Here is a 26,645-nt window from a genome sequence, read left to right on the forward strand (position 1 = left end):
GTCGAGCTCCGTCCGGCGTCGCTCCCGGTATCCCTGCCCGTTCACAGCTGTCGTCATCGACAGGCCCCGGAGTCCGTGCCCGAAGAGGCAGGGAGGACCCGGGAAGTGTTCACCGGAATCGTCGAAGAGCTGGGCGAAGTCACGGCCGTCGAAAACCTCGACGACGCATCCCGCTTCCGGCTCCGTGGCCCCGTGGTCACCGAAGGCGCCCGCCACGGCGACTCCATCGCCGTCAACGGCGTGTGTCTCACGGTCGTCGACCACGAGGGTGACGAGTTCACCGCCGACGTCATGGCGGAGACCCTCGACCGCTCCAGCCTGGGCGTCCTCGCCGTCGGCTCCCGCGTCAACCTCGAACGCCCCATGGCCCTGGGTGCCCGCCTCGGCGGCCATATCGTGCAGGGCCATGTCGACGGCACGGGCACGGTCCTCGAACGCAAGCCGTCCGAGAACTGGGAGATCGTCAAGATCTCGCTCCCCGCCGACCTCACTCGCTATGTCGTCGAGAAGGGTTCCATCACCGTCGACGGCATCAGCCTCACGGTCGTCGACGCGGGCCCGGACTACTTCACGGTCAGCCTCATCCCCACCACCCTCGACCTGACCACGCTCGGCCGCAAGCAGCCCGGCGACCCGGTCAACCTCGAGGTCGACGTCATCGCCAAGTACGTCGAGCGGCTGCTCGGGGCGCAGGGGGCGGCGAAGTGAACCGGCTGAACACCGAGGCGTTCACGCTCCTCGACCAGCACATCCTCTGGTCGGACATGATCGGCAACATCCTCGGCCTGATCGCCCTCGCCCTCGGCTGGCGGCGCTCCATCCTGAGCTGGCCCGTGCAGTTCCTGTCCGGTCTCGTCCTCTTCGGAGCCTTCTACGGACACCTCACCGGCAGCGCCGGCAAGCAGGTCGTCGTCATGCTCGTCGCCGGCTACGGCTGGTGGCAGTGGAACCGCAGCAAGGGGCGGGCCGAAGACGGGGGTGACGGTCGCATCGCCCCGCGGTTCGCCACCTGGCGCGAACGCGCGGCAATGATCGGCGCCGCCGCCGTCGGCACGGTCGCCGTGGCCCTGCTCTTCGAGGCCTACCCGACCCTGTCCTGGGACCCCTGGCCGGACGCCTACATCTTCGTCGGCACCATCGTCGCCATGTACGCCCAGGCGCGCGGCATGGTCGAGTTCTGGTTCGCCTGGCTCCTCGTCGACCTCGTCGGCGTCCCCCTCAACTTCGCCAACGGCTACGCCTTCTCCGGCTTCGTCTACGTCATCTACGGCGCGCTCGTCCTGTGGGGCATGCGCGACTGGTGGCTGCGCTCCCGCAAGGACACGCGGCCCGTCCTGGAAGGAGCGCCCGCATGACTACGGCACCGATCCTCTACAGCACGGACAACATCGAGGACTGGTCCCTCGACCCGATCGAGCAGGCCATCGCGGACATCGCGGCCGGCCGCCCGGTCGTGGTCGTCGACGACGAGGACCGGGAGAACGAGGGCGACCTCGTCATCGCCGCCGAGAAGGCGACCCCGGAGATCGTCGCCTTCATGATGAGCGAGTGCCGCGGGCTCATCTGCGCCCCCATGGAGGGCGACGAGCTCGACCGGCTCCGGCTGCCGCAGATGGTCGACGACAACACCGAGTCGATGAAAACCGCGTTCACAGTCTCCGTCGACGCCTCGGCCATTCACGGTGTGAGCACCGGTATCTCGGCTTCCGACCGAGCGACCACGCTTCAGCTCCTCGCGGGCGGTGACGCCGGCGCCGACGACTTCGTCCGCCCCGGCCACATCTTCCCGCTGCGCGCCAGGCCCGGCGGCGTACTGGCCCGCAACGGCCACACCGAGGCAGCCGTCGACCTGGCCCGCCTCGCGGGCCTGCGCCCGGCCGGCGCGATCGTGGAGATCGCCGGCGAGGACGGCCGGATGCTCCGCCTGCCCGAGCTGATCCCCTTCGCCCGCAAGCACGGCCTGACGATCATCTCCATCGAGGACCTGGTCGCCTACCGCAAGAGCGCCGAACCCACCGTCCGCCGGGAGGCCGAGACCCGACTCCCCACCGCCTTCGGCACGTTCACGGCGTACGGCTACCGCTCCACCGTCGACGGCGTCGAGCACGTCGCCCTCGTCCACGGCGAGATCGGCGCAGGCGACGGCGAAGACGTCCTGGTCCGCGTCCACTCCGAATGCCTCACCGGCGACGTCTTCCACTCCCTGCGCTGCGACTGCGGCCCCCAGCTGGAGACCTCCCTGGCACGCATCCGGGACGAGGGCCGGGGAGTGGTCGTCTATCTGCGCGGCCACGAGGGGCGTGGCATCGGACTGCTGTCCAAGCTCCGGGCGTACGAGCTTCAGGAGCAGGGCCGCGACACCCTCGACGCCAACCTGGAGCTCGGCCTGCCCGCCGACGCCCGGGACTACGGCGCCGGCGCGCAGATACTCCAGGACCTCGGCGTCCGCAGCGTGCGCCTGATGACCAACAACCCCGACAAGACCGACGCGCTCGTCCGCCACGGCCTCAAGGTCAGCGGCCGCGAGCCGATGCCCGTACAGGCGGGCGAGCACAACCTCCGTTACCTGCGCACCAAGCGGGACCGGATGGGACACGACCTGCCCTGGCTGGACACGGCTCCCGTGTCCCCCTGCGGCAACCAGTAAAGATCGCTGTAGAGATCGCTGTAGAGATCGCCAAGGAGAGACGAGAACGTGAGCGGCAAGGGTGCACCCGAACTGTCCGTACGCAACTGCGGTGACCTGCGCGTCGCCGTCATCGCGGCCCAGTGGCACGAGAAGGTGATGGACGGTCTGGTGGACGGTGCCCTGCGCGCACTGCACGACCTGGGCATCGATGAGCCGACCCTGCTGCGGGTCCCCGGCAGCTGGGAACTCCCGGTCGTCGCCAAGGTCCTGGCCGGACGGGGCTACGACGCGATCGTCGCGCTCGGCGTCGTCATCAGGGGCGGCACTCCCCACTTCGAGTACGTGTGCCAGGGCGTCACCCAGGGCCTCACCCAGGTCTCGGTCGACACCGGCGTCCCCATCGGCATGGGCGTGCTGACCTGCGACACCGAGGAACAGGCCCTCGACCGCGCGGGCATCGAGGGTTCCAACGAGGACAAGGGACACGAGGCGGTGACGGCGGCCGTGGCGACGGCGGCCACCCTCCGCTCAGTATCTGAACCGTGGCGTCAGGCCGGGCGGCACAACGCGTAAAGTGGGCGCCACCATGTCCAATAAGACGTTTGAGGAGCTCTTCACCGAGCTCCAGCACAAGGCCGCCACGGGTGATCCCGCAACTTCCCGCACCGCAGAGCTGGTCGGCAAGGGCGTCCATGCCATCGGCAAGAAGGTCGTAGAAGAGGCCGCCGAGGTCTGGATGGCCGCCGAGTACGAGGGGAAGGAAGCAGCCGCCGAGGAGATCTCGCAGCTGCTCTACCACGTTCAGGTGATGATGGTCGCCCGCGGCATCTCGCTGGACGACGTGTACGCCCACCTGTAAGTCCAGCCCGCCCGGCAGACACCGCCGTCACGTCCCACCGTCACGTCCACGCATCTCACGCAAAGGAAGCCGACCTCATGCTGCGCATCGCCGTCCCCAACAAGGGTTCCCTGTCAGGCCCTGCGTCGGCGATGCTGCATGAGGCCGGCTACCAGCAGCGCCGCGAGTCCAAGGAACTGCGGATCGTCGACCCGGAGAACGAGGTCGAGTTCTTCTACCTCCGCCCCCGCGACATCGCGATCTACGTCTCCTCCGGCCGCCTCGACATCGGCATCACCGGCCGCGACCTGCTCATCGACTCCGGCGCCAACGCGGAGGAGATCCTCCCGCTCGGCTTCGCCCGCTCCACCTTCCGCTTCGCCGGCAAGCCCGGCACCGCGGCAGGCATCGAGGACCTGGCCGGCCTGACCGTGGCCACCTCGTACGAGGGGATCGTCGCCAAGCACCTCGCCGACCACGGCGTCGACGCCTCCGTCGTCCACCTCGACGGCGCCGTCGAGACAGCGATCGAACTCGGCGTCGCCGGCGTCATCGCGGATGTCGTCGAGACCGGAACCTCGCTGCGCAACGCGGGCCTGGAGGTGTTCGGGGAGCCCATCATGACGTCCGAGGCGATCGTCATTCGCCGGGTCGGAGCGGAGACCGAGGAGACTGCTGAGTCGAAGGTTCAGCAGTTCCTGCGCCGGCTCCAGGGCGTGCTGGTGGCCCGAACGTACGTGATGATGGACTACGACTGCCGCGTCGAGCAGCTGGAGAAGGCCGTCGCCCTGACGCCCGGCCTGGAGTCGCCGACCGTCTCGCCGCTGCACAACGAGGGCTGGGTCGCCGTCCGCGCGATGGTCCCGTCCAAGGAGGCCCAGCGGATCATGGACGATCTGTACGACCTCGGCGCGCGGGCCATCCTGACCACGGCCATCCACGCCTGCCGCCTCTGAGGACCGTACGACCATGTCCGATCTGCCTTCCCTGCCTGTCACATTCCGGCCGGGCCGCACCCGTGTGGTCCTGCTCACCGCGAGCGCCGCGATCTTCGTCGTCATCACGACGGTCGCGCTCCTCCTGGAGAAGCTCAGCCCGGGCGAGACGCTCAGCTTCGTCTTCGTGGCCGCCCTGCTGTCCGGGGTGCTTGTGCTGCTGTCCCGGCCGAAGGTCGTCGCCGACGAGGCCGGTGTCACGGTCGTCAACATCGTCGGCGGCCGCCGTCTGGCCTGGGCGGAGATCCTCCGGGTGAACCTCCGTCCGGGCGACCCCTGGGTGTTCCTCGACCTCAGCGACGGTACGAGTCTGCCCGCGCTCGGCATCCAGCCCGGCATCGCCAAACAGCGCGCCATCGCGGACGCGCGCACCCTGCGGGCGCTCACCGAGGCGCGCTCCGCAGGCGACCCCGGGCAAGATCAGGGCTGACTCAGGGCCGTCCACCCTGCCGCACAGGGCCCTGTCTTGATTAATCTGTTGGCGGAGGCGTTTTCGTGCGCCTCCGCCACTGATGCTCCCCCCGGTCTTCAGAGGCCCCCTGCTACCCGAGGAGTGACTCCCTCCAGCGATGGACGGATCGTCCTGTAGTACCTGCGCCGCCCCCTCCCGACATATCGAGGCGGCGGCATCATGACCACCCCCCTGCTGCTCCTTGCGGCGGCTTTCCTCCTGATCCTCGCCAATGGCTTCTTCGTGGCCGCCGAGTTCGGCCTCGTCACGGTCGAGCGGCCGGACGCGGAGAAGGCCGCCGCCGAGGGTGACCGACGGGCCCGTACGGTCGTCGAGTCCCTCAAGGAGCTGTCCTTCCAGCTCTCCGGAACCCAACTCGGCATCACCATCACCTCCCTCGTCGTCGGCATGCTCGCCGAGCCGGCGCTCGCGGAGCTGCTGCACGGCCCGTTCACCGCGATCGGCCTGCCCGAAGGGGCCGTCCCGAGCGTCTCGGTGATCGTCGGCATGCTGCTGGCCTCGGCCGTGCAGATGGTGATCGGCGAACTCGTGCCCAAGAACTGGGCGGTCTCCAAGCCGCTGCAGGTCGCACGCTTCGTGGCCGGCCCGCAGTACGCCTTCTCCCGACTCTTCCGCCCGGTGATCGCCGGGCTCAACGCGGTGGCCAACCGGCTGGTCCGCGCCCTGGGCGTGGAACCCGCCGTGGAACTGGCCTCGGCCCGCACCCCCGGCGAACTGGTCTCCCTGGCCAGACACTCGGCCCAGGCCGGCGCGCTGGAACAGGACACCGCGGACCTGTTCGTACGGACACTGTCGCTGGGCGAGCTGACCGCGCAGCACATCATGACCCCGCGCGTGCGGGTCAGCTCGCTGCAGTCGTCGGCCACCGCCGAGGACGTCGTCAACCTGACCCGGGCCACCGGCCTGTCCCGCTTCCCCGTCTACCGGGAGCGGATCGACGAGATCGTCGGCATGGCCCACCTCAAGGACGCTCTCGCCGTGCCCGCCGGGGACCGGCTGCGCACACCGGTCGGCCGGATCGCCAAGTCGCCTCTGCTGGTCCCCGAGACGCTCCCCGTGCAGCCACTGCTCGAACTGCTGCGCAGCCAGCAGCCCATCGCCGTCGTCGTCGACGAGTACGGCGGTACGGCGGGTGTGGTCACCCTGGAGGACATCGTCGAGGAACTCGTCGGCGAGGTCCATGACGAGCACGACGACGTGCTCAACGAACCGACCGAACTCGCCGCCGCCCCGCCCGAGGACGGCCGTCCCACCTGGGACGCCGACGGCAGCTGCCGTGTCGACATCCTCCAGCGCATAGGCCTCGACGTGCCTGAGGGCCCGTACGAGACGGTCGCCGGCCTCGTCGCCGACCTGCTGGGCCGCATCCCGGTCCCCGGCGACAAGGCCGAACTGCCGGGCTGGCGCCTCTCGGTCCGCCAGGTCGGCCACTACCGGGCCGAGCGGGTACGTCTGATCAAGACCCCTGAGAACGCCGAGAACGCCGAGAACACGGACAGTACGAACACGGCGGACCTCGCGGTGGAGGCGGCCCGATGAGCGTGCTCCAACTCCTCTTCGCCCTCCTCCTCGTGCTCGCCAACGGCTTCTTCGTCGGCGCCGAGTTCGCCCTCGTCTCCGTCCGCCGCAGCCAGATCGAACCGCTCGGCACGGCACGGGCCCGCCAGGTGCTGTACGGCCTGGAACGGCTGCCGCAGATGATGGCCGCGGCCCAGTTCGGCATCACCATCTGCTCGCTGACCCTGGGCGCGGTCGCCGAGCCGACCGTGGCCCACCTGCTGGAACCGGTCTTCGAGGCGGCTCATCTCCCCGCGGGCATGATCCACCCGCTGGGCTATGTCATCGCGCTCGCGGTCGTGGTCTTCCTTCACCTCGTCATCGGCGAGATGCTCCCGAAGAACCTGGCGATGGCGGCGCCCGAGAAGACAGCGCTGTGGCTGAGCCCGGGGCTGGTCGCTTTCGCACGCCTGTGCGGGCCGGTCACGGTGGGGCTGGGAGCCTGTGCCCGGCTCGTCCTGAAGCTCTTCCACGTCGAGCCCAAGGACGAGGTCGAGGCGGTCTTCACCAGCGAACAGCTCAACCGCCTGGTGGAGGACGCCGGCCAGGCCGGGCTGCTCGACCCCGGCGAGCAGGAACGCCTTGAGGACGCGCTGGAACTGGGCTCCCGCCCGGTTACCGACGTCCTCCTCGACCGCGAGTCCCTGGTCTCGGTGGGCCCGTCGGTCACCCCGGGCCAGGTCGTCGCCCTCACCGCCCGGACCGGGTACTCCCGCTTCCCGGTGGTGGCGGACAACGGCGCCTTCATGGGCTACCTGCACGTGAAGGACGTACTGGACCTGGAGGACTCGGAACGGGCGGTGCCGCAGCACATCTGGCGCTCCATGACGACGCTGCGCTCCGAACTACCGCTGGACGACGCGCTGACGGTAATGCGCCGGGCGGCGACGCACCTGGCCCAGGTGGCGGACGGTTCGGGCCGGGTGATCGGCCTGGTCGCGATGGAGGACGTACTGGAACTCCTGGTGGGCGAGGTGCGCGACCCGGCCCACCGCCAGACCTCGCCGAAGCCGAAGGTGACGGAACCCAGGGCGGAGGCACAGGAGGAGGCGCTGGCAAGCTGAGCGCTCCGCGGGAACGGCGGTTCATCTGGCCGCGGGCCCGGTGGGGGCTGGTCGCGCAGTTCCCCGCGCCCCGACGGGGCGCGGGTGACCCCGCCTGGTTGCGGGCCGTCGTGCCAGTACCGGGCGCCGAACTGAAGGCGCCCGGTACTGGGCCGGTCAGAGGGCCGACGGATCCTGGGGCCCCCGTCCCGACAGAACCTCTCCGTACGCCTGCATAAGATCCGGCAGCCGCAAAGTCGACAAGTCGTCCCGTGTCAACATCCCCGGATACACCGACAGCCGAAGATCCCGGTAGGCACAGCTCTTCTCGTACAGCGTTCGCAGGAACCGCCCGTTGCCCAGCTCGTCGATCCACCCCTGGTCCACCACATGCCCGGCGATCGAGCGCAGCTCGTCCAGCGCCTCCTCGTCCCACACGTCACCGTTCTCCGCCGCGAGCACCTCACCGATGGAGGTGAGTTCGAGCGGACGGTACGAGGGGAAGTCGACGCGGGTCGTAAAGCGGGACGACAGCCCGGGGTTGGCGGCGAGGAGCCGGTCCATGCCCTCCGGATAGCCGGCCAGGATCACCACCAGGTGGTCCCGGTTGTCCTCGGCCCGCTTCAGCAGCACCTGCAGGGCCTCGTCGCCGTAGGCATCGCCCTTGCCGTACCCGGAGTTGGAGAGCGAGTACGCCTCGTCGACGAACAGGACGCCCCCGATCGCGGAGTCGATCAGCTCGTTGGCCTTCACTGCGGTCTGGCCGAGATACTCGCCGACCAGGTCCGCCCGCTGCGCCTCCACCAGATGGTCGCCGCCGAGCAGCCCGAGCGCGTAGAACACCCGGCCGAGGATGCGCGCCACCGTCGTCTTGCCGGTGCCCGACGGGCCCGAGAAGACGAAGTGCCGCTTCGGCGGCTGGACCGGCAGTCCCTGCCCCGCCCGCAGCCGCGCCATGTTCAACTGGGCGGAGAGCGCCTTCACTTGGCGCTTCACCGGCTCCAGGCCCACCATGCGCTCCAGCTCGGCCAGCGCCTCCTCGAGCAGCGCCGGGTCGGTCGGACCGGTCGGCAGCGGCTGTACCGGGAGCGCGGCCTTCTCGCGCACCGAGTCGGTCGCGGACGGCAACGGGCCGCCGGGCGGCGGGAGTTCCGGCTCCGAGAGCTTCAGATCGCGGCCCTCGCCGCCGAACAGGGGGTCGATGCCGTCCGGGCTCTCCAGCAGCTCCTGCCCGATCCCGCTGAGCGTGATCGCCGCGAGGTCGGCCGCCTCGTCGTACCCGTCGCCCTCGGAGATCGCGGCCAGCCGTGCCGAGGTGTCCATGAAGGCGGCGTCCACGCGGTGCACGGCTCGGTACAGGGGGAGGGCCGCCGCCGAGCGGCCCGTACCCTCATGGGCCCGCGCCAGCCAGTACCGCAGCTCCTTGCGCTGCGGCTGCTCGCTGCGACAGCGCATCAGAGCAGCCGAGAGGAGCGGCTCGGCCTGGCCGTACATCTCCAGGCGCACCCGGGCCATGCCGCCGAACAGACCCGCCTCGATGCCCAGCATCGCGTCGTTGATCAACGGGTCGGTGTGCCGGACCAGTTGCTCCCAGTCCTTGACGAGATAGGCGCGGCACGCATGCAGGAAACGGACCTGCGGGTCGGTGTCGACCGGCGGCAGACCGGCCAACGCCCGGTCCAGTTCCGGCACATGGCGGCCGTCCAGCCAGTGCGAGGCGTGCGCGAGCAGCAGATCGCGCGGGCTTTCGAGCACCGGCTGCACCCACCAGCCCAGCCAGTACCAGGAGTTGAGGGTCCGGCGGTGGCGTGAGCGCTGCTCCCCGAAGCGCTCCCGGTGCCGGAACATCCGTAGCAGCGCGGTCGTCGTGTCGACGCGCAGCGCATGCAGTCCGAGCCAGCCGTCGGCCATCCCGGGATCCATCCGCACCGCGGTGCGGAACTCCTCCTCCGCCTGCGGATAGGCGCCCATCGTGTAGGCGTCCACACCTCGCAGCCAGGCGAGGTCGGCCGGGGCCTCGGGGCCCTGCGTGCCGAAGTCCATCACGTCCCCCACAAACCGTGCCCCCGATTGCCTCTCCGACGGGCCGGTGCCCGTCGGCAGCTTGGTCGAACCGCTGTGCCGCGGACGGGAGTTGCAACGGTGCGCAGAGCAGCCGTCCGAGTCGCACCGAGGGCATCGTACCTGCGCCGCACGTGCCCGCAGCAGGGTGCCGCACAGGCCGTTTGACGAGGTGGGAGCATATGGGGCGCACACGGCGCGGTCACACAGGGTGAACAAAACGCGCCTGATGGCGGCCGGAAAACGGGGTGCGGGCAGAACGAAGCCCCCGATCACGGGGGAACAACCGGGGGCTTCGCGACTGCGGGCGGCTTCGAATGGCCGCACATTGAGAACGTAAGTCCTGTACGGCTCGTCGGTCAAGCCGAGTTGGAGCACTCAGGCAAGTTGCGCGGCCAGGGTCTTCACAAGTTCAGCACACAGCGGACGGCCCGTCACGGTGAGTGAGATCCTGGTCTGATCCAACGGTCCCGGCAGGCCCCGGCAGTACCTCGTACCCCTTACCGCACTGCCGTACCAACAGGTCGGCGAACCGGCGCGAGGGGTCCGCGGCGAAGTGCTGCCGCTCCGCGTCGACCCACCCGGCCCAGAACTCGCTCTGTTCCGCCCCGTCCCGCAACCGCCCTCGCGACCAGGCTTCCTCGCCGGCCAGCTCCATCCACAGCAGCCGCGCCAGGAACGGCCGTATCGCGCGCCGTCCGGCCCCGACGCCCTCCATCAGCACCACGGGTGCGGCCGGCAGCGTCCGAGACGGTCCGAAGCGCCGGGAGGCCCAGTCGTAGGGGGTGTACGAGGCGCTCTCGCCGCGCCGCAGCGGCTCGATCACCTGGCTGACCAGGCGCCCCGTCCAATCGAAGAGCTCGTCGTGGGTGGCGATGTCGTCGAGGTGCAGCACGGGCGCCCCGCCGAGAGCGGCGGCCAGTTCTCCGGTGAACGTGGTCTTCCCGGACCCCGCGTGTCCGTCGACGGCGATCAGGCGGACCGGGCCGCAGGAGGGCGGGAGTCGGCGCAGGGTGCGTGCGAGGTCTTGGATGGCGTTTCCCGGAGGGCGATCGGATTCGGACATATTGCCGGGGGTCATTCTAGGGACCGCTTGGACACCGCCGTCGCCCGCGCCCCCAGGTCGCATCAATGGTCGAGACCAATACTCGTGGGCGCGGCACGGCCCGAAGTGCTGGCATGAGCCGGTCACCGGCGGCCATAGTTGGCGCACATCCGTGCACTGTTCCGCCCGTCTAGGACACCTGGGGGTCACCCGCCCATGAGCAGAGCCGAACAGCCGTCCCGCAGAACCGTTCTCGCCGCGGCGGTCGCCGCCGCCGTCGCGGGCAGCGCCGGCCCGGCCACCGCCGACACCCCGGAGACAACCGGCCGCGAGGTCGCCGCCGACCCCGCTCGCCCTGTCGACAACCGCGCCTGGACCTCATACGCGGACTGGTGCGCAGGCACGGCCGAGGGTGTCCGGGCCGTCGCCGGCGCGCGGCCCGGGCTCGCGATCGGCGCTCCGGTCGGCAAGATCGACTACACCGATCCGCACACCGGCACGACGTCGGCCTGGGAGTACGCGACCTGGACGTCCCTCGTGCACCGGCTCACGGTGCCCGCCACCGAGGTCATCGCCTCCTGGAACGCGCGCACCCCGGCCGGGACCTGGCTCCAGGTCGAACTGGCCGGCACGTACTCCGACGGCACCGCCACGCCCTGGTACGTGATGGGCCGCTGGGCCTCCGGCGACCAGGACATCAAGCGGACCTCCGTCGACGACCAGACCGACGACAAGAGCACGGTCTGGACCGACACCTTCGCCATCGACGACCCGGCCACGGGCCTGCGCCTGGTCTCGTACCGGCTGCGGCTGACCCTCTACCGCAAGCCCGGCACCACGGCCACGCCCACGGTCTGGCGGCTCGGCGCGATGGGCTCCGACGTCCCGGACCGCTTCACGGTCCCCGCCTCGACACCCGGCCCGGCCAGGGAACTGATCGTCCCGCGCTACTCGCAGGAGATCCATACCGGCCAGTACCCCGAGTACGACAACGGCGGTGAGGCCTGGTGCAGCCCCACCTCCTCGCAGATGATCATCGAGTACTGGGGACGGAAACCCACGGCGCAGCAACTGGCCTGGGTCGACCCGGCCTACGCCGACCCGCAGGTGTGCCACGCGGCCCGCTTCACCTACGACTTCCAGTACGGCGGCTGCGGCAACTGGCCCTTCAACGCGGCCTACGCGGCGACCTACAAGGACCTCCAGGGCGTGGTCACCCGGCTCGGCTCGCTCACCGACCTGGAAGCGCTGATCGCGGCCGGCATCCCGGCCATAACGTCCCAGTCGTTCCTCAAGACCGAGCTGACGGGGGCCGGTTACGGCACCTCCGGCCATCTGATGACCGTGATCGGCTTCACCGCCGAGGGTGATGTGATCGCCAACGACCCGTTCTCGGCGACCAACGAGGCCGTGCGACGGGTCTATCCGCGGCGCGAGTTCGAGAACATCTGGCTGCGGACCAAGCGGTACAACGCCAGCGGCAAGGTGGTGTCCGGCACCGGCGGCGTCTGCTACCTGTACTTCCCGGCACGGCCGACCGCCGCCCAGCTCGTGGCGCTCGCGGCGGTGGGCGTGCGCTGAGCCGAGGAGGACAGGTGACGTGTGAGCGGCCCCCGGGGAACCGGGGGCCGTCCGCTTTCGGATGGGATGTGACCAACGTCTCCGGCGCGAAAGCCCCGATGAATGGCAAGGTGGACAGAACGATGGGGGGAGTCCATCGCACACCGACCTCAGCGAGATGCCATGACCGCGAGCACTGCCGCAGCCCCCGCCCGCACCCGTACCGGGGGTCCCCAGGATGACGGCCCGAAGATCCTCGAGCACGTCATGGGCTGGACCTTCGTGGTTGTGGTCGCCATGCTCGTCGCCCAGCTCGGCCTGATCTGACCCGGTGCGATCCACCGTGAACCGGGCGCCCGCAGCCTCGATCAGAGTCGAACGTGCAGGTGGCTCGGTCTGCCATACTTCGGATGTCCCGCCCGCAGTTGGAGACCAGGGCCCCAAATTGAACAGTAGTCGACAGCCGGCCGCCGAACGCCCGCGGGCGCGCGGCACCGACCGCTCTCTGGCGCGTCGCGCCGAACTCATCGCCATCGGACGGAAGCTGTTCGCCGACAGGTCGTACGACGCACTGTCGATGGACGACATCGCACGTCAGGCGCAGGTCGCCAAGGGGCTGATCTACTACTACTTCCAGTCGAAGCGCGGCTACTACCTCGCCATCGTCGAGGACTCGGTCGCCGATCTGGTCACCTTCGCCTCCAGTGGCCTCGACCACACGCCCGTGGACCGGGTGCACCGCACCATCGACGGCTACCTGCGCTTCGCCGAGCACAACCAGGCCGCCTACCGCACGATCGTCAGTGGCGGCGTCGGCTTCGACGCCGAGGTGCACGCCATCCGGGACGGGGTGCGCGAGGCGATCGTGGCGACCATCGCCGAAGGCGCGTACGGCAGGCAGGACATCGCCCCGCTGGCCCGTATGGGCCTCTTCGGCTGGGTGTGCAGCGTGGAGGGCGCCACCCTCGACTGGATCGACCGTCCCGAACTCTCCCGCGACACCATGCGCGAACTCCTCGTGAAGATGCTGGGCGGTGCCCTGCGCGCCATCGAGGAACTGGACCCGGCGTACGTGACACCGGAGCCGGCCCGCCGGGACAGCTGACGGCAGAGGGGCGAAGGCTCGTGGCCCCCGCCCCAACTGCTATACGGGTGCGCCTACTTGATCGCCCTGATCAGCTCACCGTTCGAGGTGTCGCCGCTCAGCTCCCAGAAGAACGTGCCGCCCAGGCCCTGCTGGTTCTTGTACGCCATCTTCGTGCCGACGGTCGCCGGGGTGTCGTAACTCCACCAGTCGCTCCCGCACTTGGCGTACGCCGTCCCGCCGACGGTGCCGGTCGCGGGGCACTTGGTCCTCAGCACCTTGTAGTCCTCGAAGCCCGCCTCGTACGTACCCGCCGCCGGGCCGGTCGCCGTGCCGCCGGGCGCCGACTGCGTGACGCCGGTCCAGCCGCGCCCGTAGAAGCCGATACCGAGCAGCAGCTTCGAGGCCGGTATACCAAGCCCCTTGAGCTTGGCGATGGTCGCCGAGGTGTAGTAGCCGGCCTGGGGGATGCCGGAGTACGAGTTCAGCGCCGAGTGCGGTGCCGTCGGACCGGTCGCCGCCCAGGCGCCGAAGTAGTCGTACGTCATCGGGTTGTACCAGTCGACATACTTGGCCGCGCCCGCGTAGTCCGCCGCGTCGATCTTGCCGCCGGCGGTGGCGTCGGCCGTGATCGCCGCCGTGACCAGGTTGCCCGAGCCGAACTTCGCGCGCAGCGCCGCCATCACGTTCTTGAAGGCCGCCCTGCCGCTGGTGTCGCAGGTGTTGCCGCAGGCGTTCGGGTACTCCCAGTCGATGTCGATGCCGTCGAACACATCGGCCCACTGGGAGTTCTCGACCAGGTCGTAGCAGGACTTGGCGAACGCGGCCGGGTTCTGCGCGGCCTCGCCGAAACCGCTCGACCAGGTCCAACCGCCGAACGACCACAGGACCTTGAGCTTCGGGTGCTTCTTCTTCAGCTCGCGCAGCTGGTTGAAGTTGCCCCGCAGCGGCTGGCTCGCGGTGTCGGCGACCCCGTCCACCGACTCGGCGGCGGTGTACGCCCGGCCGGTCGCCGCATCGGCGTCGCCCATAGCGCACTTGCCGCCGGTGACGTTGCCGAAGGCGTAGTTGATGTGGGTCAGCCGGGCGGCCGAGCCGGATGTCTCGATGTTCTTGACGTAGTACTTGCGGTCGTACGTGCCCCATTCGGTGAAGTAACCGACGACCTTGGAGCCGGCGGCTTTCGGGACGGGCTTCGCGGCGGCCTTGAGTGCTGTCTGCGCGGCGGTCGCGGTGCCCGCGCCGGCCAGCAGTCCGGCGCCGAGAACGGCACAACACGCGGCGGACACCAGCGCCTTGAAGTGGACGCGGGGGAGATGCGGTCGGTGCATCGAGTTGTCTCCTCGGGAGGGAGGGGAGCGTGGGGGAGAGGATGTCGGGAACTGCGGGCACAGTAAGAGGACTAGACCAGTATGGTCAATGGTTCGGACCAATTCTCCGGCGAGGCCGATGCCTCGGGATGTGATCGAATAAACGCTCGTTAACCGGTGACGCCGTGCCTCCGATCGGGCATACTCGCAGCTCCACAGCCGTTCGCCGACCGCTTCCGCGACCCGGAAGGGCCAGCATCGGCCGTGACCAGTGAGACCGGCGGACGCCACCCTACTCAGGCGCGCGTGTGCCGTCGCGCCCGACAGGGAGGAGAGCGTCGACATGCCCGAACACGCCCCGCAGCCGGTGGACCGGCAACTGCCCACGGACGAGGCCCGGGACCTGATCTCGCTCGTCCGCGACATCGCCGAGCGCGAGATCGCCCCGAAGGCGGCCGAAGAGGAGGACGCCGCACGCTTCCCGCGTGAAGTCTTCGCCCTGCTCTCGGAGTCGGGGCTGCTCGGCCTCCCGTACTCCTCCGAGCACGGCGGCGGTGACCAGCCGTACGAGGTCTATCTCCAGGTCCTCGAAGAGCTCGCCGCGGCCCGCCTCACCGTCGGGCTCGGTGTCAGCGTGCACACGCTGTCCTGCCACGCCCTCGCCAGCTACGGAACCAAGGAACAACAAGCCGAACGCCTGCCCGCGATGCTCGGCGGTGGCCTCCTCGGCGCGTACTGTCTCTCCGAACCCGCGTCCGGCTCCGACGCCGCCTCCCTGCGCACCAAGGCCGTCCGGGACGGCAACGACTGGGTGCTCACCGGCACCAAGGCCTGGATCACGCACGGCGGCATCGCCGACTTCTACACGGTCATGGCCCGCACCGGCGAGGAGGGACCGCGCGGAATCACCGCGTTCCTGGCCCCGGGTGACGCCGAGGGGCTGAGTGCCGCGGCGCCTGAACGGAAGATGGGCCTCAAGGGTTCACCCACCGCGCAGATCCACTTCGACGGAGTTCGGCTGGACGGCAGTCGACGCATCGGTGAGGAGGGGCAGGGCTTCGCGATCGCACTGTCCGCGCTCGATTCCGGGCGCCTCGGCATCGCGGCCTGCGCGATCGGCCTGGCCCAGGCGGCACTTGACGAGGCGGTGGCCTATGCGACCGGACGCCGGCAGTTCGGGCGGCCGATCTCCGACTTCCAGGGGCTGCGCTTCATGCTCGCCGACATGGCCACGCAGATCGAGGCGGGCCGCGCGCTGTATCTCGCGGCGGCACGGCTGCGCGACGCGGGCCGGCCGTTCGCCAAGCAGGCCGCCATGGCCAAACTCCTGTGCACCGACGCGGCGATGAAGGTCACCACGGACGCTGTCCAGGTACTCGGCGGCTATGGCTACACCGCGGACTTCCCGGTCGAGCGCTACATGCGCGAGGCCAAGGTCCTGCAGATCGTCGAGGGCACCAACCAGATCCAGCGAATGGTCATCGCCCGTCATTTGGCGGGCCCGGAGACGCGTTGAACGGGTCGATCACGATCCCGAGCCCGACCGGCGGCGCCGCGAGCCGAACCCACTCCGGGTCGTGGCGCCCCGGCAGGGTTCGGCCACCGTCGGCCCAACTGCGCAGCAGGGCACGGTAGATGGGCGGGTCGGGCGGGGTCGGTGGGTTGGGCCGCCCCTGGTTCGGCGGATTCTGGTTCAGCAGGCCCTGGGGAACCGATTCTGCCGGACCGGAGTCGTAGAGCCGGCGCGGACGCGGACGTCCCGGCGTCGCGTACTTGGGGGTCGTCATGCCAGGGCAACGCGGTGACGGTCGATCAGGTCACCGCGCGCTGGATTCGGCCCTGCGTTCGCGACGGCACACGCGCGCACCGAACCCGCACCACGGCAGCCTGCGAGCCATGGTGCGGGGGCAGTCAGAAGGTTCGAGCGGATGCGCTCAGGCGGCGTGGCGCCGCATAACGGGAACCCGCATCGGGCGCGAGGCCGGGCCGCCGACGTGCGAGAACGGCTGGGTCCGCCAGTCGAGCCCCTGAGGGAGCGTCAACAGCAGGGCGGTGTGCTGCTCCTGGGCCTCCGCGAGCTCGTCCGCGGACCGGGCGTCGCCCGCCGCGCGGCCCGTACCGGCGCAGACCGTGAGCCCGAACGGGTTCCACGGCGACGCGCACAGCGCGTGCTCCGGCAGGATCTCCTCGTCCGCGAGCAGCGCGATGGGCTGCGTGCAGTCCGGGCAGATCACCCGGAACATCTCGAAGGTGTCGTAATCGTCGAGTTCCTCGCCGTCGAGCGCGTCGGGTTCGACACCCTCCGGCTCGGGTTCGACGACCAACTGGGGCCTCTTGGGCGCGGTGCGACCAGGGCGCTTAAGACTCTGCATGGGTAACTCCCCCTCGGGCTGGGCCGACAAGGCGCTGCGGCCTCGACCACAGCAAGCACTTCCCGCCCGGTCTCGGCGGTAATCACGAGACCATCACGGAGCATGTTCGAGGGCTGTGGCGTTCGTCACATGCCGTTCGCAGGTGCCCGTGGCGATGCTTTTGTCCCTCGTCCGGCGCACAGGGCACCTCGGTCACATCACGAACAGGGCATGACCTGCACCGCTCAGGTATCGGAGGAGATCAACCGCACTGTAGGTTCTGCGCCATGGAGGAGCTGGACCGACAGATCGTGCAGCTGCTCGTCAAGGACGGGCGGATGAGTTACACCGACCTGGGCAAGGCCACTGGCCTGTCCACGTCTGCCGTGCATCAGCGGGTGCGCCGGCTGGAACAGCGTGGCGTCATCCGCGGCTACGCCGCGGTCGTCGACCCGGAGGCCGTGGGGCTGCCCATGACGGCCTTCATCTCGGTGAAACCCTTCGACCCCAGCGCCCCGGACGACATCGCGGAACGCCTTCGGGACGTCCCGGAACTGGAGGCCTGCCACAGCGTGGCGGGCGAGGAGAACTACATCCTCAAGGTCCGCGTCGCGACCCCCCACGAGCTGGAGGAACTGCTGGCCAGGGTGCGCACCCTGGCGGGTGTCTCGACCCGCACGACGGTGGTCCTGTCGACACCGTACGAGGCACGGCCGCCCAAGATCTGAGACACGTGGCGGCGGGCAGTCGTTCCGCTGGGGCGATGCGGGAGGGCGGGCACAGCCGACAGCGCCGGGCACCGCGACAACAGCCCCCAGGTGCAGCGGCGGCGTGGTCACGCGGGAAACTGGCTCCATGAGTGAACGCCCCGCCCCCGCCGAAACCGTCCTCCTCCGAGGCGGCGAAGTCCACAGCCCCGCCGACCCCTTCGCTACCGCGATGCTCGTCGAGCGCGGCCACATCGCCTGGGTCGGCTCGGAAGGCGCCGCGGACGCTGTCGCGGGCGCGGCCGACGACGTGATCGACCTCGACGGCGCCCTGGTCACCCCGGCGTTCACCGACGCACACGTGCACACCACCGCCACCGGCCTCGCGCTCACCGGCCTCGACCTGTCCGACGCCCCGTCCCTGGACGCGGCCCTCGCCCTCGTACGCGCGTTCGCTGCCGCCCGCCCCGCCGACCGTGTCCTCCTCGGTCACGGCTGGGATGCCGCCCGCTGGCCCGGCGGCCGCCCGCCGACCCGTGCCGAGCTGGACGAGGCCGCTGGCGGACGCCCGCTGTACCTCAGTCGCATCGACGTCCACTCGGCGGTCGTGACGACGGCACTCCTCGACCTGGTCCGCGGCGACACCGGCCGCCCCGACGCCCCACTGACCGGCGACGCCCACCACGAGGTCCGGGCCGCTGCCCTTGGCGCGGTGACTCCGGCACAGCGCATCGAGGCCCAGCGGGCCGCCCTCGCGCGCGCCGCCTCGCTCGGCATCGCCTCCGTCCATGAGTGCGCGGGGCCGGAGATCTCCTCGGAGGACGACTTCACCGGGCTGCTCCGCCTCGCCGCCGAGGAGCCGGGCCCGCGAGTGGTCGGCTACTGGGCCGAGCAGGGCGAAGAGGGGGTGGAGAAGGCCCGCGCCCTTGGTGCGATCGGCGCCGCCGGCGACCTGTTCGTCGACGGCGCCCTCGGCTCGCACACCGCCTGCCTGCACGAGCCGTACCGTGACGAGGCCGGCCACACGGGCACCGCCTACCTGGACACCGCAGCCGTCGCCGCTCATGTCCTCGCCTGCACCGAGGCGGGCCTCCAGGCGGGCTTCCACGCCATCGGGGACGCCGCCGTGACCTCCGTGGTCGAGGGCGTGCGCGCCGCCGCCGAGAAGGTCGGCCTGGCCCGTGTCCGCGCCGCCCGGCACCGCGTCGAGCACGCCGAGATGCTCACCCCCGAGACCATCGCCGCCTTCGCCGAACTGGGCCTCACCGCCTCGGTGCAGCCCGCCTTCGACGCCCTGTGGGGCGGTGAGGAGGGCATGTACGCCCAGCGTCTGGGCGCCGACCGTGCTCGTGCCCTGAACCCCTTCGCGGCCCTTCTGAAGGCCGGCGTCCCGCTCGCCCTGGGCTCCGACAGCCCCGTCACCCCGCTCGACCCCTGGGGCACGGTCCGCGCCGCGGCCTTCCACCGCACTCCGGAGCACCGCATCTCGGTCCGCGCGGCGTTCACGGCCCATACCCGAGGCGGCTGGCGGGCCGTCGGACGCGACGACGCGGGTGTCCTGGTGCCGGGCGCGCCCGCGGACTACGCCCTGTGGCGCACCGACGCCCTGGTGGTCCAGGCCCCCGACGACCGGGTCGCCCGCTGGTCCACCGACCCCCGCTCCGGGACCCCGGGGCTGCCCGACCTCACCCCGGGCACCGACCTCCCCGTCTGCCTGCGCACGGTGGTCGGCGGCCGGACGGTGTTCGTACGCCCGGGCGAGTGATCTCCCGGGGCGGAGGGGTACGGATCGGTGGCCGACACGCCGTCGCGCGATCTGCGTGTCCCCGGCGCTGACCAGGTAATTGAGGAAAGAACCGCAGGCCAAGCAGCTGTTGACAGCCGATGGCAGACGGCCGGTAGGTTCTGCCGGGTCCACCACCGGACGCCCGACCGGGGAACTTCCGCGCAGTCGCCGCAGCGCCGCTGGGTCAGGGATGGTGTGCCGCACCGGCGCACCGTCACTGGCAGCCAGGCTCAGCGCCCGCGCCACGGCGACGGAACGTTCCACCCGGTCGGCAAGGTGTGACCCGGGTGGGGCCCGGACGTCCAGTAGACAACGGCTTTCGGTCGACCCGCAGCCAGCGGGTCCCAGGTCGGCCCGAAGGGCGCCGGGCCCCGATCCGCTGTGCGCACAGGTGACGAAGCGGACTCCCTTACCCGGCTCTTGTCGAATAGACACCCCTGTACGCACGTGCTGACGCGTCGACGCAGGCTGCGGCCACTATGGTGGACTTCTGCGTACGGACTGAAGGGGCAGCAGTGAACGACGGCGACGGGACCCTCGCGGCAGAGGCCCAGGGGCGGCGGTTCGGCCCGCTCGGCACGGCTTTGGTGATCATTCCGACCTACAACGAGGCGGAGAACATCAAGAAGATCGTCGGCCGGGTGCGCGAGGCGGTCCCCGATGCCCACGTTCTCGTGGCGGACGACAACAGCCCCGACGGCACCGGCAAGCTCGCCGACGAACTGGCCGCCGAGGACGATCAGGTCCAGGTGCTGCACCGCAAGGGCAAGGAGGGCCTCGGAGCCGCCTACCTCGCGGGCTTCCGCTGGGGTATGGAGAACGGCTACGGCGTCCTGATCGAGATGGACGCCGACGGCTCGCACCAGCCCGAGGAACTGCCCCGCCTGCTGACCGCCCTCAAGGGCGCAGACCTGGTCCTGGGCTCCCGCTGGGTGCCGGGCGGTCGGGTGGTCAACTGGCCCAAGACCCGCGAGTTCATCTCCCGTGGCGGCAGCCTCTACTCGCGGATCGCCCTGGACCTCCCCCTCCGCGACATCACGGGCGGCTACCGCGCCTTCCGCCGCGAGACCCTCGAAGGCCTCGGCCTCGACGAGGTCGCCTCGCAGGGTTACTGCTTCCAGGTCGATCTGGCCCGCCGCGCCATCAGGACCGGCTATCACGTGGTCGAGGTGCCCATCACCTTCGTCGAGCGCGAACACGGCGACTCCAAGATGAGCCGGGACATCATGGTCGAGGCGCTCTGGCGGGTCACGATGTGGGGTGTGGGGGAGCGAGTGAACAAGGTCCGAGGCAAGACCAGGAAGCCGTAACGGTCCCTCCCGGGTATGCCCGTACGACTTCACAGGCTCCGTTGATCATCCTCTTATCCTGTGCTGAGCCCGGCCCAGGCACACTGGACGTATGACGACTGGCGCACCGACCCCCACGTACCCCGCCCGGCCGCGGCGTTCCCGGCTGCGCACCTTCCTGCCGCTGGGCATCGCCGCCTGGCTGGTGCTGGAGATCTGGCTGCTGACCGTGGTCGCCGGCGCGGCGAGCGGCTTCACGGTCTTCCTGCTCCTGGTCGCCGGTTTCGTGCTCGGCTCCGTGGTCATCAAGCGGGCCGGCCGCCGGGCCTTCCGCAACCTCACGGAGACGCTGCAACAGCAGCAGGGCGGCATGCCGACGGCAACCGAGGCCCGCCCCGGCGGCAGCGAGGGCAACGGCCTGCTGATGCTCGGCGGTCTGCTGCTGATGCTGCCCGGCCTGATCTCGGACGCGGTGGGCCTGCTCCTGCTGATCCCGCCGCTCCAGAAGGCGATCAGCCGCTACGCGGAGCGCACTTTCGAACGCAAGCTGAGGGAGGCGAACCCGGGCACCCTGGGCGAAGCCTTCCAGCAGGCCCGTATGCACCGCCCGGACGGCAAGGTGGTCCAGGGTGAGGTCGTCCGGGACGAGGGCACGAACAACTAGCCCGTCCGGCGTTCGAGGACGAGACCGCAGGGGGATGGGGGGTCTAGGAGCGTAGCCCCTAGACCCCCCACTCACCGGCACGAAAACGCGAAACCGCAGGCGTCGTACGCAAACCTCACGTACGGCACCTGCGGTATCACGCGTGCTGTGTATGCCGCCCAGCCCCCGGAGGGCTACGCGGACTTGCGGCTGTCCCGCGGATGTACCGCGATGTTCATCGCTCCGGAGCGGAGTACGGCCAGTCGCTCCTCAAGGACCTCTTCGAGTTCCTCTCGGGTGCGCCGCTCCATCAGCATGTCCCAATGCGTACGCGCGGGCTTGGCCTTCTTTTCCTCAGGGCCGTCGCCGTCCACGAGGAGTGCCTGGGCCCCGCAGACCTTGCACTCCCACTCCGGCGGAATCTCCGCCTCCACCGAGAAGGGCATCTCAAAACGATGGCCCTTCTCGCATGCGTACTCCACGGCTTGGCGCGGAGCCAAGTCGATGCCGCGGTCCGTCTCGTAGCTGGTCACCACGAGGCGCGTGCCGCGAAGAGCTCGCTCACTCATGAATCGTGCCTCCCGGGCTTGTCGCCCACAGGACAGGTGTCGCTGTCGTCGTCATCCGGTCAACGTCCGGTCGGCGGTAAAGATTCCCGTCCCGTGTCCCGTTTCGGGGTTATGCGTCGCCGTCGTAGCTGCCTCTTGTTGTACCCACCAGTGCCTGGTTTGTCACATCTACAAACAGATGTGACCCAGCGTTTCGTCATCTTTGACGCGCAGTAACGGTACGCCTGGCAGGCCAACGGCGTACACTACCGCTCTTTTGCCGCTGATGCTAAATCCTTTCGGGAACGGGATTGCCCGCGTCGCGGATCGCCCGCTTCACCGGAACCCGCGCGAGCAGCGCGAACCCGATGACGAAGAAGGCCACGAGCGAGATGATCGCGTCCCGGTAGCTTCCGGTCAGCTGGTAGGTGATCCCGAACAGAAGCGGGCCGAGCCAGCTCATTCCACGGTCGCTCATCTCGTACGCCGAGAAATATTCGGCCTCTTTGCCGGGCGGCACCAGATGTGAGAACAGCGACCGGGACAGCGCCTGGCTGCCGCCGAGGACCAGGCCGATCCCGGAGGCCAGCACGAAGAACCACGTCGGCGCGCCGGCCGGCAGGAAGTACCCGGCCGCCAGCGTCACCGTCCACGCCACCAGTGATCCGAGAATCGTCCGCTTGGCCCCGTACACGCGGGCCAGCCGGCCCATCCCCAGTGCCCCCGCCACCGCGAGCACCTGCACCAGCAGCACTGCCCCGATGAGCGTGGACTGGCCGAGCCCGAGCTCCTCCGAGCCGTACACCGACGCCTGGGAGATCACGGTCTGGATGCCGTCGTTGTAGACGAGGTAGGCGAGCAGAAAGGAGAGGGTGAGCGGGTGGCGGCGCATGTCCCGGACCGTCGCCGCGAGCTGTCGCAGACCCGGGGAGGTGGCCTCCTTCGTGGCGCCTTCCTCGGTGGCCGTCCGACGGTCGCGGAGCCTGCGCAGCGGTACGAGGGTGAAGGCGCCCCACCACAGGCCCGCCGAGGCCAGACAGATGCGGACGGCCATGCCCTCCGAGAGGCCGAAGGAGTCGTGGGCCGTGTACAGCACCAGGTTGACGACGAGGACCAGTGAGCCGGCCGCGTAGCCGAACGCCCAGCCGCGCGAGGAGACGGCGTCGCGCTCCTCGACGGGGGCGATCTGGGGGAGGTAGGAGTTGTAGAGCATCATCGACACGGACTGGGCCGCGTTGGCGACGATCAGCAGCAGCCCGCCGAGCACATAGCGGTCGCCGTCGAGAAAGAACATGCCGGCCGTCGCCGTGGCGCCCACATAGGCGGCGGCTCCCAGAAGCGGCTTCTTACGGCCGGTGCGGTCGGCGGCGGCGCCCACCACGGGCATGACCAGCACGGCCACGATGACCGACAGGGACACCGAGTACGCGAAGAACGAACCGGCGCGGACCGGTATGCCCAGGGGGTGCACGAACCCGTCCGCGTCGGCCGCCTCCTCGGCGACCGACGTCAGATAGGGGCCCAGGAACACGGTGAGCACGCTCGTCGAGTAGACGGAGCACGCCCAGTCGTAGAAATACCAGCCGCGCTGCTCGCGGCGGCGCCCGGCGGCCTCGTCGGCAGCCTCGCTCCGCACGGTGTCGGTGCCCACCCGTGCCCCTCGCTTTCCCCGTGGAGACAGTGCGCACGGGGAGTCAGAACCAGGTGCCCCGGTCCTCAAGAACCTTGCGCAACGTGTCGATGTGATCGGTCATGATGCCATCGACTCCCAGGTCCAGGAGCCGGTGCATGCGATCGGCATCGTTCACCGTCCACACATGGACGTGCAGTCCGCGCGCGTGGGCGGAGCGCACGAAGCTCCGGTCGACCACCGGGATGCCCGACTGCTCCTGAGGAACCTGTGCGGCGACCGCGGAGCGGCGCACCCCCACGGGCACGCCCCATGAGCGCAGTCGCAGGTTGAGGACGCCCCGGGTGCCGTAGGAGGTCGCCAGGCGCGGACCTGCGAGCCGTTGGGCGCGCACCACACGCGCCTCGGAGAAGGAACCGACACAGACGCGGTCCCAGCAGCCGGTGCGCTCGATCAGGTCCAGGAGGGGGCGCAGCGCGGGCTCGGCCTTGACGTCGATGTTCCAGCGCGCCTCGGGGAAGGCTTCGAGCAGGTCTTCGAAGAGGGGCACAGGCTCGCTGCCCGCCACGCGCGCGTGCTGTACGTCGGCCCAGGGGAGGTTCGCGATCAGGCCGCCGCCGTCCGTCACCCGGTCCAGCGTCGAGTCGTGGAAGGCGACGAGTTTTCCGTCCGCCGTGCAGTGCACGTCGGTCTCCAGATAGCGGTAGCCCGCCTCGACCGCCCGCCGGAACTGGAGCATCGTGTTCTCCAGCCCCGCCGCCGCCCCGCCCCGATGGGCGAAGGGGATCGGGCCGGGATGGTCGAGGTAGGGATGACGTATCCGCGTGGTCACGGTCGCAGTATCGCCTCTTCCGGTTGACCGGCGGCAACGGCCGAGCTGCCGTCCGATGCCGCCGGGACGGCGAACACGCGCAGGAACAGCTGGGCCAGCGGTCCGATCGCCACCGCGTACAGCACCGTACCGATCCCCACCGTGCCGCCCAGGGCGAAGCCCGTCGCCACCACCGCCACCTCGATCGCCGTACGGACGAGCCGGATCGAGCGGCCGGTGAGCCGGTGCAGGCCGGTCATCAGGCCGTCGCGCGGGCCCGGGCCGAAGCTCGCCGCGATGTACAGGCCGGTGGCCACGCCGTTGAGGACGATGCCCGCCGCCAGGAGCGGGACGCGGGCGGCGAGACCGTGCGCGTCGGGTACCAGGGCGAGCGTGCCGTCCATGGCCAGGCCGACGGCGAAGACGTTCGAGACCGTGCCGAGGCCTGGGCGCTGGCGCAGGGGGATCCACAGAAGCAGTACGGCGGCGCCCACGAAGATCGACACGACGCCGATCGTCAGCCCGGTCAGTTCGGCCAGCCCCTGGTGCAGTACGCCCCATGGCTCCAGACCGAGACCCGACTCGACGAGCAGGGCCGAGCTGGCGCCGTACAGCGCGAGACCGGCGTACAGCTGGATCAACCGTCGGCCGAGACGGTCCTGCGCTGACAACGAACTCACGAGCTGCCCCCTGTGGTGGTAGTGGCCTGGCACATGACACCCTGTGGCTTGGGATCGGATCGTATCCATGGCCAATTCGGGGAAGGTGGACTGATCTGCATGGTGCAGTGGACTTCGGCGGTGGGTACCGCGCAGCTCGCCCGGCTGCTCACCTCCCAGCAGGACCGCCCCGCGGGTCCCGGTACCCGCCGCCCACCCGCCTACCGCTCACTCGCCGACGGCATCCGTCTGCTGGTACTGGAAGGCCGGGTGCCGGTCGCCGCCCGTCTCCCCGCTGAACGCGAACTGGCCCTTTCCCTCTCCGTCAGCCGCACCACGGTCGCCGCCGCCTATGAGGCGTTGCGCGCCGAGGGTTTCCTGGAGTCCCGGCGCGGCGCGGGCAGCTGGACCGCCGTACCCGCGGGTAACCCACTCCCCGCGCGCGGGCTCGAACCTCTGCCTCCCGAAGCCCTCGGCTCGGTGATCGACCTTGGTACGGCGGCGCTGCCCGCGCCCGAGCCCTGGCTCACCCGTGCCGTCCAAGGCGCCCTGGAGGAACTGCCCCCGTACGCGCACACGCACGGTGACTACCCGGCCGGGCTGCCCGCGCTGCGCGCGATGATCGCCGAGCGGTACACCGCGCGCGGGATCCCCACCATGCCCGAACAGATCATGGTGACGACCGGGGCGATGGGCGCAATCGACGCGATCTGTCATCTGTTCTCCGGCCGGGGCGAGCGCATCGCCGTGGAGTCGCCCTCGTACGCCAACATCCTGCAGCTGATGCGGGAGGCGGGCGCCCGGCTCGTGCCCGTCGCGATGGCCGAGGGGCTCGCCGGCTGGGACCTGGACCGCTGGCGGCAGGTGCTGCGTGAGGCCGCGCCCCGGATCGCGTACGTCGTCGCCGACTTCCACAACCCCACCGGCGCGCTCGCCGACGAGGACCAGCGGCGACAACTCGTGGACGCGGCCCGGTCGGCGGGCACGGTGCTCGTCGCCGACGAGACGATGACCGAGCTGTGGCTGGAGCCGGATGTCGAGATGCCGCGGCCGGTATGCGGATTCGACCCTGCCGGGTCGACAGTGATCACCGTGGGTTCGGCCAGCAAGGCCTTCTGGGCCGGGATGCGCATCGGCTGGGTGCGCGCGGCTCCGGACGTGATCCGCAGCCTCGTCGCCGCGCGTGCCTACGCGGACCTGGGCACGCCTGTACTCGAACAACTGGCCATCAACTGGTTGCTGAGCACGGGTGGTTGGGAGCAGGCAGTCGCGATGCGGCGCGAACAGGCCCGGGACAACAGGGACGCGCTGGTCGCGGCGGTACGACGGGAGCTGCCGGACTGGGAGTTCACGGTACCGAGGGGCGGTCTCACGCTGTGGGTCCGTACGGGTGGGCTGTCGGGGTCGCGGATCGCCGAGGCGGGGGAACGGGTGGGGGTGCGGGTCCCCTCAGGGCCGCGGTTCGGGGTCGACGGTGCGTTCGAGGGGTATGTGCGGCTGCCGTTCACCGTGGGGGGAGCGGTGGCGGACGAGGCCGCTGTTCGGTTGGCCGCTGCGGCGCGGATTGTGGCGAGTGGCGGGGCCGGGGGAGCCGAGTCCCCCCGTTCTTTCGTGGCGTGAGGGGTGG

The 26,645-nt window shown here is 70.2% G+C and carries 27 protein-coding genes; 18 read left to right on the forward strand and 9 right to left on the reverse strand.

Features of this window, described 5'->3' with window-relative positions; genetic code table 11:
- Nucleotides 1-105 precede the first annotated feature (105 nt).
- The 9 genes from OG734_RS40715 to OG734_RS40755 all read left to right on the forward strand — a co-directional run bounded on the left by OG734_RS40715 (nt 106) and on the right by OG734_RS40755 (nt 7,555).
- Nucleotides 106-708 (forward strand): riboflavin synthase, encoded by a 603-nt coding sequence (locus OG734_RS40715; protein WP_330292408.1) that lies wholly within the window; start codon nt 106-108, stop codon nt 706-708.
- Nucleotides 705-1,355 carry a nicotinamide mononucleotide transporter family protein gene (locus OG734_RS40720; RefSeq protein ID WP_330292409.1) on the forward strand — a complete coding sequence of 217 codons (651 nt, stop codon included), beginning with the start codon at nt 705-707 and terminating at the stop codon, nt 1,353-1,355. The genes OG734_RS40715 and OG734_RS40720 overlap by 4 nt, the downstream gene beginning before the upstream one ends.
- On the forward strand, nt 1,352-2,647 hold the full coding sequence (locus tag OG734_RS40725) for a bifunctional 3,4-dihydroxy-2-butanone-4-phosphate synthase/GTP cyclohydrolase II (protein ID WP_330292410.1): 1,296 nt from the start codon (nt 1,352-1,354) through the stop codon (nt 2,645-2,647). The genes OG734_RS40720 and OG734_RS40725 overlap by 4 nt, the downstream gene beginning before the upstream one ends.
- Nucleotides 2,648-2,695: 48 nt before the next feature.
- Nucleotides 2,696-3,202: a 6,7-dimethyl-8-ribityllumazine synthase gene (gene ribH, locus OG734_RS40730; RefSeq protein WP_318318658.1), complete on the forward strand. Its 507-nt coding sequence runs from the start codon at nt 2,696-2,698 to the stop codon at nt 3,200-3,202.
- Between the two features lie 13 nt (nt 3,203-3,215).
- Nucleotides 3,216-3,488, forward strand: coding sequence for a phosphoribosyl-ATP diphosphatase (locus tag OG734_RS40735; RefSeq protein ID WP_006378313.1), 273 nt, complete (start codon nt 3,216-3,218; stop codon nt 3,486-3,488).
- Nucleotides 3,489-3,565: 77 nt separating this feature from the next.
- A complete protein-coding gene (gene hisG, locus OG734_RS40740; RefSeq protein ID WP_330292411.1) occupies nt 3,566-4,423 on the forward strand; it encodes an ATP phosphoribosyltransferase in 858 nt (285 codons plus the stop codon).
- Between the two features lie 13 nt (nt 4,424-4,436).
- Nucleotides 4,437-4,892 (forward strand): PH domain-containing protein, encoded by a 456-nt coding sequence (locus OG734_RS40745; RefSeq protein ID WP_330292412.1) that lies wholly within the window; start codon nt 4,437-4,439, stop codon nt 4,890-4,892.
- Between the two features lie 201 nt (nt 4,893-5,093).
- On the forward strand, nt 5,094-6,473 hold the full coding sequence (locus OG734_RS40750; protein WP_330292413.1) for a hemolysin family protein: 1,380 nt from the start codon (nt 5,094-5,096) through the stop codon (nt 6,471-6,473).
- Nucleotides 6,470-7,555, forward strand: coding sequence for a hemolysin family protein (locus tag OG734_RS40755; protein ID WP_330292414.1), 1,086 nt, complete (start codon nt 6,470-6,472; stop codon nt 7,553-7,555). Before OG734_RS40750 ends, OG734_RS40755 begins: the two co-directional genes overlap by 4 nt.
- Before the next feature lie 156 nt (nt 7,556-7,711).
- On the opposite strand, the gene OG734_RS40760 is transcribed toward OG734_RS40755, so the two are convergent.
- Nucleotides 7,712-9,577: an AAA family ATPase gene (locus OG734_RS40760; RefSeq protein ID WP_330292415.1), complete on the reverse strand. Its 1,866-nt coding sequence runs from the start codon at nt 9,575-9,577 to the stop codon at nt 7,712-7,714.
- A gap of 430 nt (nt 9,578-10,007) precedes the next feature.
- Nucleotides 10,008-10,661 (reverse strand): uridine kinase family protein, encoded by a 654-nt coding sequence (locus OG734_RS40765; protein ID WP_330292416.1) that lies wholly within the window; start codon nt 10,659-10,661, stop codon nt 10,008-10,010.
- Nucleotides 10,662-10,856: 195 nt separating this feature from the next.
- On the opposite strand from OG734_RS40765, the gene OG734_RS40770 reads away from it, so the two are divergent.
- The 3 genes from OG734_RS40770 to OG734_RS40780 all read left to right on the forward strand — a co-directional run bounded on the left by OG734_RS40770 (nt 10,857) and on the right by OG734_RS40780 (nt 13,305).
- A complete protein-coding gene (locus OG734_RS40770; RefSeq protein WP_330292417.1) occupies nt 10,857-12,221 on the forward strand; it encodes a peptidase C39 family protein in 1,365 nt (454 codons plus the stop codon).
- A gap of 162 nt (nt 12,222-12,383) precedes the next feature.
- Nucleotides 12,384-12,527, forward strand: coding sequence for an SCO1431 family membrane protein (locus OG734_RS40775; protein ID WP_330292418.1), 144 nt, complete (start codon nt 12,384-12,386; stop codon nt 12,525-12,527).
- Nucleotides 12,528-12,645: 118 nt separating this feature from the next.
- Nucleotides 12,646-13,305, forward strand: a complete 660-nt coding sequence (locus tag OG734_RS40780) for a TetR/AcrR family transcriptional regulator (RefSeq protein ID WP_330292419.1) — start codon at nt 12,646-12,648, stop codon at nt 13,303-13,305.
- 53 nt (nt 13,306-13,358) lie between these two features.
- On the opposite strand, the gene OG734_RS40785 is transcribed toward OG734_RS40780, so the two are convergent.
- Nucleotides 13,359-14,615 carry a glycoside hydrolase family 18 protein gene (locus OG734_RS40785; RefSeq protein ID WP_330292420.1) on the reverse strand — a complete coding sequence of 419 codons (1,257 nt, stop codon included), beginning with the start codon at nt 14,613-14,615 and terminating at the stop codon, nt 13,359-13,361.
- A 322-nt stretch (nt 14,616-14,937) separates the two neighbouring features.
- On the opposite strand from OG734_RS40785, the gene OG734_RS40790 reads away from it, so the two are divergent.
- Entirely contained in the window at nt 14,938-16,110 is a 1,173-nt protein-coding gene (locus tag OG734_RS40790) for an acyl-CoA dehydrogenase family protein (protein ID WP_330292421.1), read from the forward strand.
- On the opposite strand, the gene OG734_RS40795 is transcribed toward OG734_RS40790, so the two are convergent.
- Together OG734_RS40795 and OG734_RS40800 are read right to left on the reverse strand one after the other, a co-directional pair.
- Entirely contained in the window at nt 16,073-16,381 is a 309-nt protein-coding gene (locus OG734_RS40795) for a hypothetical protein (RefSeq protein WP_330292422.1), read from the reverse strand. The two genes, OG734_RS40790 and OG734_RS40795, sit on opposite strands and share 38 nt — an antisense overlap.
- A 147-nt stretch (nt 16,382-16,528) precedes the next feature.
- Nucleotides 16,529-16,966 carry a hypothetical protein gene (locus tag OG734_RS40800; protein ID WP_330292423.1) on the reverse strand — a complete coding sequence of 146 codons (438 nt, stop codon included), beginning with the start codon at nt 16,964-16,966 and terminating at the stop codon, nt 16,529-16,531.
- Between the two features lie 266 nt (nt 16,967-17,232).
- Here OG734_RS40800 and OG734_RS40805 point away from each other — a divergent pair, with 266 nt between their 5' ends.
- The 4 genes from OG734_RS40805 (at nt 17,233) to fxsA (ending at nt 21,391) form a co-directional block, all read left to right on the forward strand.
- A complete protein-coding gene (locus tag OG734_RS40805; protein WP_053740313.1) occupies nt 17,233-17,673 on the forward strand; it encodes an Lrp/AsnC family transcriptional regulator in 441 nt (146 codons plus the stop codon).
- A gap of 127 nt (nt 17,674-17,800) precedes the next feature.
- Nucleotides 17,801-19,417 carry an amidohydrolase gene (locus OG734_RS40810; protein ID WP_330292424.1) on the forward strand — a complete coding sequence of 539 codons (1,617 nt, stop codon included), beginning with the start codon at nt 17,801-17,803 and terminating at the stop codon, nt 19,415-19,417.
- Between the two features lie 536 nt (nt 19,418-19,953).
- A complete protein-coding gene (locus OG734_RS40815; protein ID WP_330292425.1) occupies nt 19,954-20,748 on the forward strand; it encodes a polyprenol monophosphomannose synthase in 795 nt (264 codons plus the stop codon).
- 91 nt (nt 20,749-20,839) lie between these two features.
- Nucleotides 20,840-21,391 carry an FxsA family membrane protein gene (gene fxsA / locus OG734_RS40820; RefSeq protein ID WP_330292426.1) on the forward strand — a complete coding sequence of 184 codons (552 nt, stop codon included), beginning with the start codon at nt 20,840-20,842 and terminating at the stop codon, nt 21,389-21,391.
- A gap of 173 nt (nt 21,392-21,564) precedes the next feature.
- On the opposite strand, the gene OG734_RS40825 is transcribed toward fxsA, so the two are convergent.
- The 4 genes from OG734_RS40825 to yczE form a co-directional block, all read right to left on the reverse strand.
- Nucleotides 21,565-21,939 carry an RNA polymerase-binding protein RbpA gene (locus OG734_RS40825; RefSeq protein ID WP_003977404.1) on the reverse strand — a complete coding sequence of 125 codons (375 nt, stop codon included), beginning with the start codon at nt 21,937-21,939 and terminating at the stop codon, nt 21,565-21,567.
- Nucleotides 21,940-22,207: 268 nt separating this feature from the next.
- Nucleotides 22,208-23,569, reverse strand: a complete 1,362-nt coding sequence (locus OG734_RS40830) for an MFS transporter (RefSeq protein WP_330292427.1) — start codon at nt 23,567-23,569, stop codon at nt 22,208-22,210.
- Between the two features lie 43 nt (nt 23,570-23,612).
- A complete protein-coding gene (locus tag OG734_RS40835) occupies nt 23,613-24,380 on the reverse strand; it encodes a glycerophosphodiester phosphodiesterase (protein WP_330292428.1) in 768 nt (255 codons plus the stop codon).
- Nucleotides 24,377-25,030: a membrane protein YczE gene (gene yczE, locus OG734_RS40840; RefSeq protein WP_330293970.1), complete on the reverse strand. Its 654-nt coding sequence runs from the start codon at nt 25,028-25,030 to the stop codon at nt 24,377-24,379. Before yczE ends, OG734_RS40835 begins: the two co-directional genes overlap by 4 nt.
- Before the next feature lie 108 nt (nt 25,031-25,138).
- Here yczE and OG734_RS40845 point away from each other — a divergent pair, with 108 nt between their 5' ends.
- Nucleotides 25,139-26,638: an SCO1417 family MocR-like transcription factor gene (locus OG734_RS40845; RefSeq protein ID WP_330292429.1), complete on the forward strand. Its 1,500-nt coding sequence runs from the start codon at nt 25,139-25,141 to the stop codon at nt 26,636-26,638.
- The last annotated feature ends 7 nt before the right edge of the window (nt 26,639-26,645 follow it).

This window comes from Streptomyces sp. NBC_00576 (genome assembly GCF_036345175.1).
Taxonomy (GTDB): domain Bacteria; phylum Actinomycetota; class Actinomycetes; order Streptomycetales; family Streptomycetaceae; genus Streptomyces.

Excerpts from the sequence above, each read along its gene's own strand:
- OG734_RS40725 (WP_330292410.1), top strand. The coding sequence starts at position 1,352 with ATGACTACGGCACCGATCCTCTACAGCACGGACAACATCGAGGACTGG.
- OG734_RS40735 (WP_006378313.1), top strand. The coding sequence starts at position 3,216 with ATGTCCAATAAGACGTTTGAGGAGCTCTTCACCGAGCTCCAGCACAAG.
- hisG (WP_330292411.1), top strand. The coding sequence starts at position 3,566 with ATGCTGCGCATCGCCGTCCCCAACAAGGGTTCCCTGTCAGGCCCTGCG.
- OG734_RS40745 (WP_330292412.1), top strand. The coding sequence starts at position 4,437 with ATGTCCGATCTGCCTTCCCTGCCTGTCACATTCCGGCCGGGCCGCACC.
- OG734_RS40750 (WP_330292413.1), top strand. The coding sequence starts at position 5,094 with ATGACCACCCCCCTGCTGCTCCTTGCGGCGGCTTTCCTCCTGATCCTC.
- OG734_RS40755 (WP_330292414.1), top strand. The coding sequence starts at position 6,470 with ATGAGCGTGCTCCAACTCCTCTTCGCCCTCCTCCTCGTGCTCGCCAAC.
- OG734_RS40760 (WP_330292415.1), bottom strand. The coding sequence starts at position 9,577 with ATGGACTTCGGCACGCAGGGCCCCGAGGCCCCGGCCGACCTCGCCTGG.
- OG734_RS40765 (WP_330292416.1), bottom strand. The coding sequence starts at position 10,661 with ATGTCCGAATCCGATCGCCCTCCGGGAAACGCCATCCAAGACCTCGCA.
- OG734_RS40770 (WP_330292417.1), top strand. The coding sequence starts at position 10,857 with ATGAGCAGAGCCGAACAGCCGTCCCGCAGAACCGTTCTCGCCGCGGCG.
- OG734_RS40775 (WP_330292418.1), top strand. The coding sequence starts at position 12,384 with ATGACCGCGAGCACTGCCGCAGCCCCCGCCCGCACCCGTACCGGGGGT.
- OG734_RS40785 (WP_330292420.1), bottom strand. The coding sequence starts at position 14,615 with ATGCACCGACCGCATCTCCCCCGCGTCCACTTCAAGGCGCTGGTGTCC.
- OG734_RS40790 (WP_330292421.1), top strand. The coding sequence starts at position 14,938 with ATGCCCGAACACGCCCCGCAGCCGGTGGACCGGCAACTGCCCACGGAC.
- OG734_RS40795 (WP_330292422.1), bottom strand. The coding sequence starts at position 16,381 with ATGACGACCCCCAAGTACGCGACGCCGGGACGTCCGCGTCCGCGCCGG.
- OG734_RS40800 (WP_330292423.1), bottom strand. The coding sequence starts at position 16,966 with ATGCAGAGTCTTAAGCGCCCTGGTCGCACCGCGCCCAAGAGGCCCCAG.
- OG734_RS40805 (WP_053740313.1), top strand. The coding sequence starts at position 17,233 with ATGGAGGAGCTGGACCGACAGATCGTGCAGCTGCTCGTCAAGGACGGG.
- OG734_RS40810 (WP_330292424.1), top strand. The coding sequence starts at position 17,801 with ATGAGTGAACGCCCCGCCCCCGCCGAAACCGTCCTCCTCCGAGGCGGC.
- fxsA (WP_330292426.1), top strand. The coding sequence starts at position 20,840 with ATGACGACTGGCGCACCGACCCCCACGTACCCCGCCCGGCCGCGGCGT.
- OG734_RS40825 (WP_003977404.1), bottom strand. The coding sequence starts at position 21,939 with ATGAGTGAGCGAGCTCTTCGCGGCACGCGCCTCGTGGTGACCAGCTAC.
- OG734_RS40845 (WP_330292429.1), top strand. The coding sequence starts at position 25,139 with ATGGTGCAGTGGACTTCGGCGGTGGGTACCGCGCAGCTCGCCCGGCTG.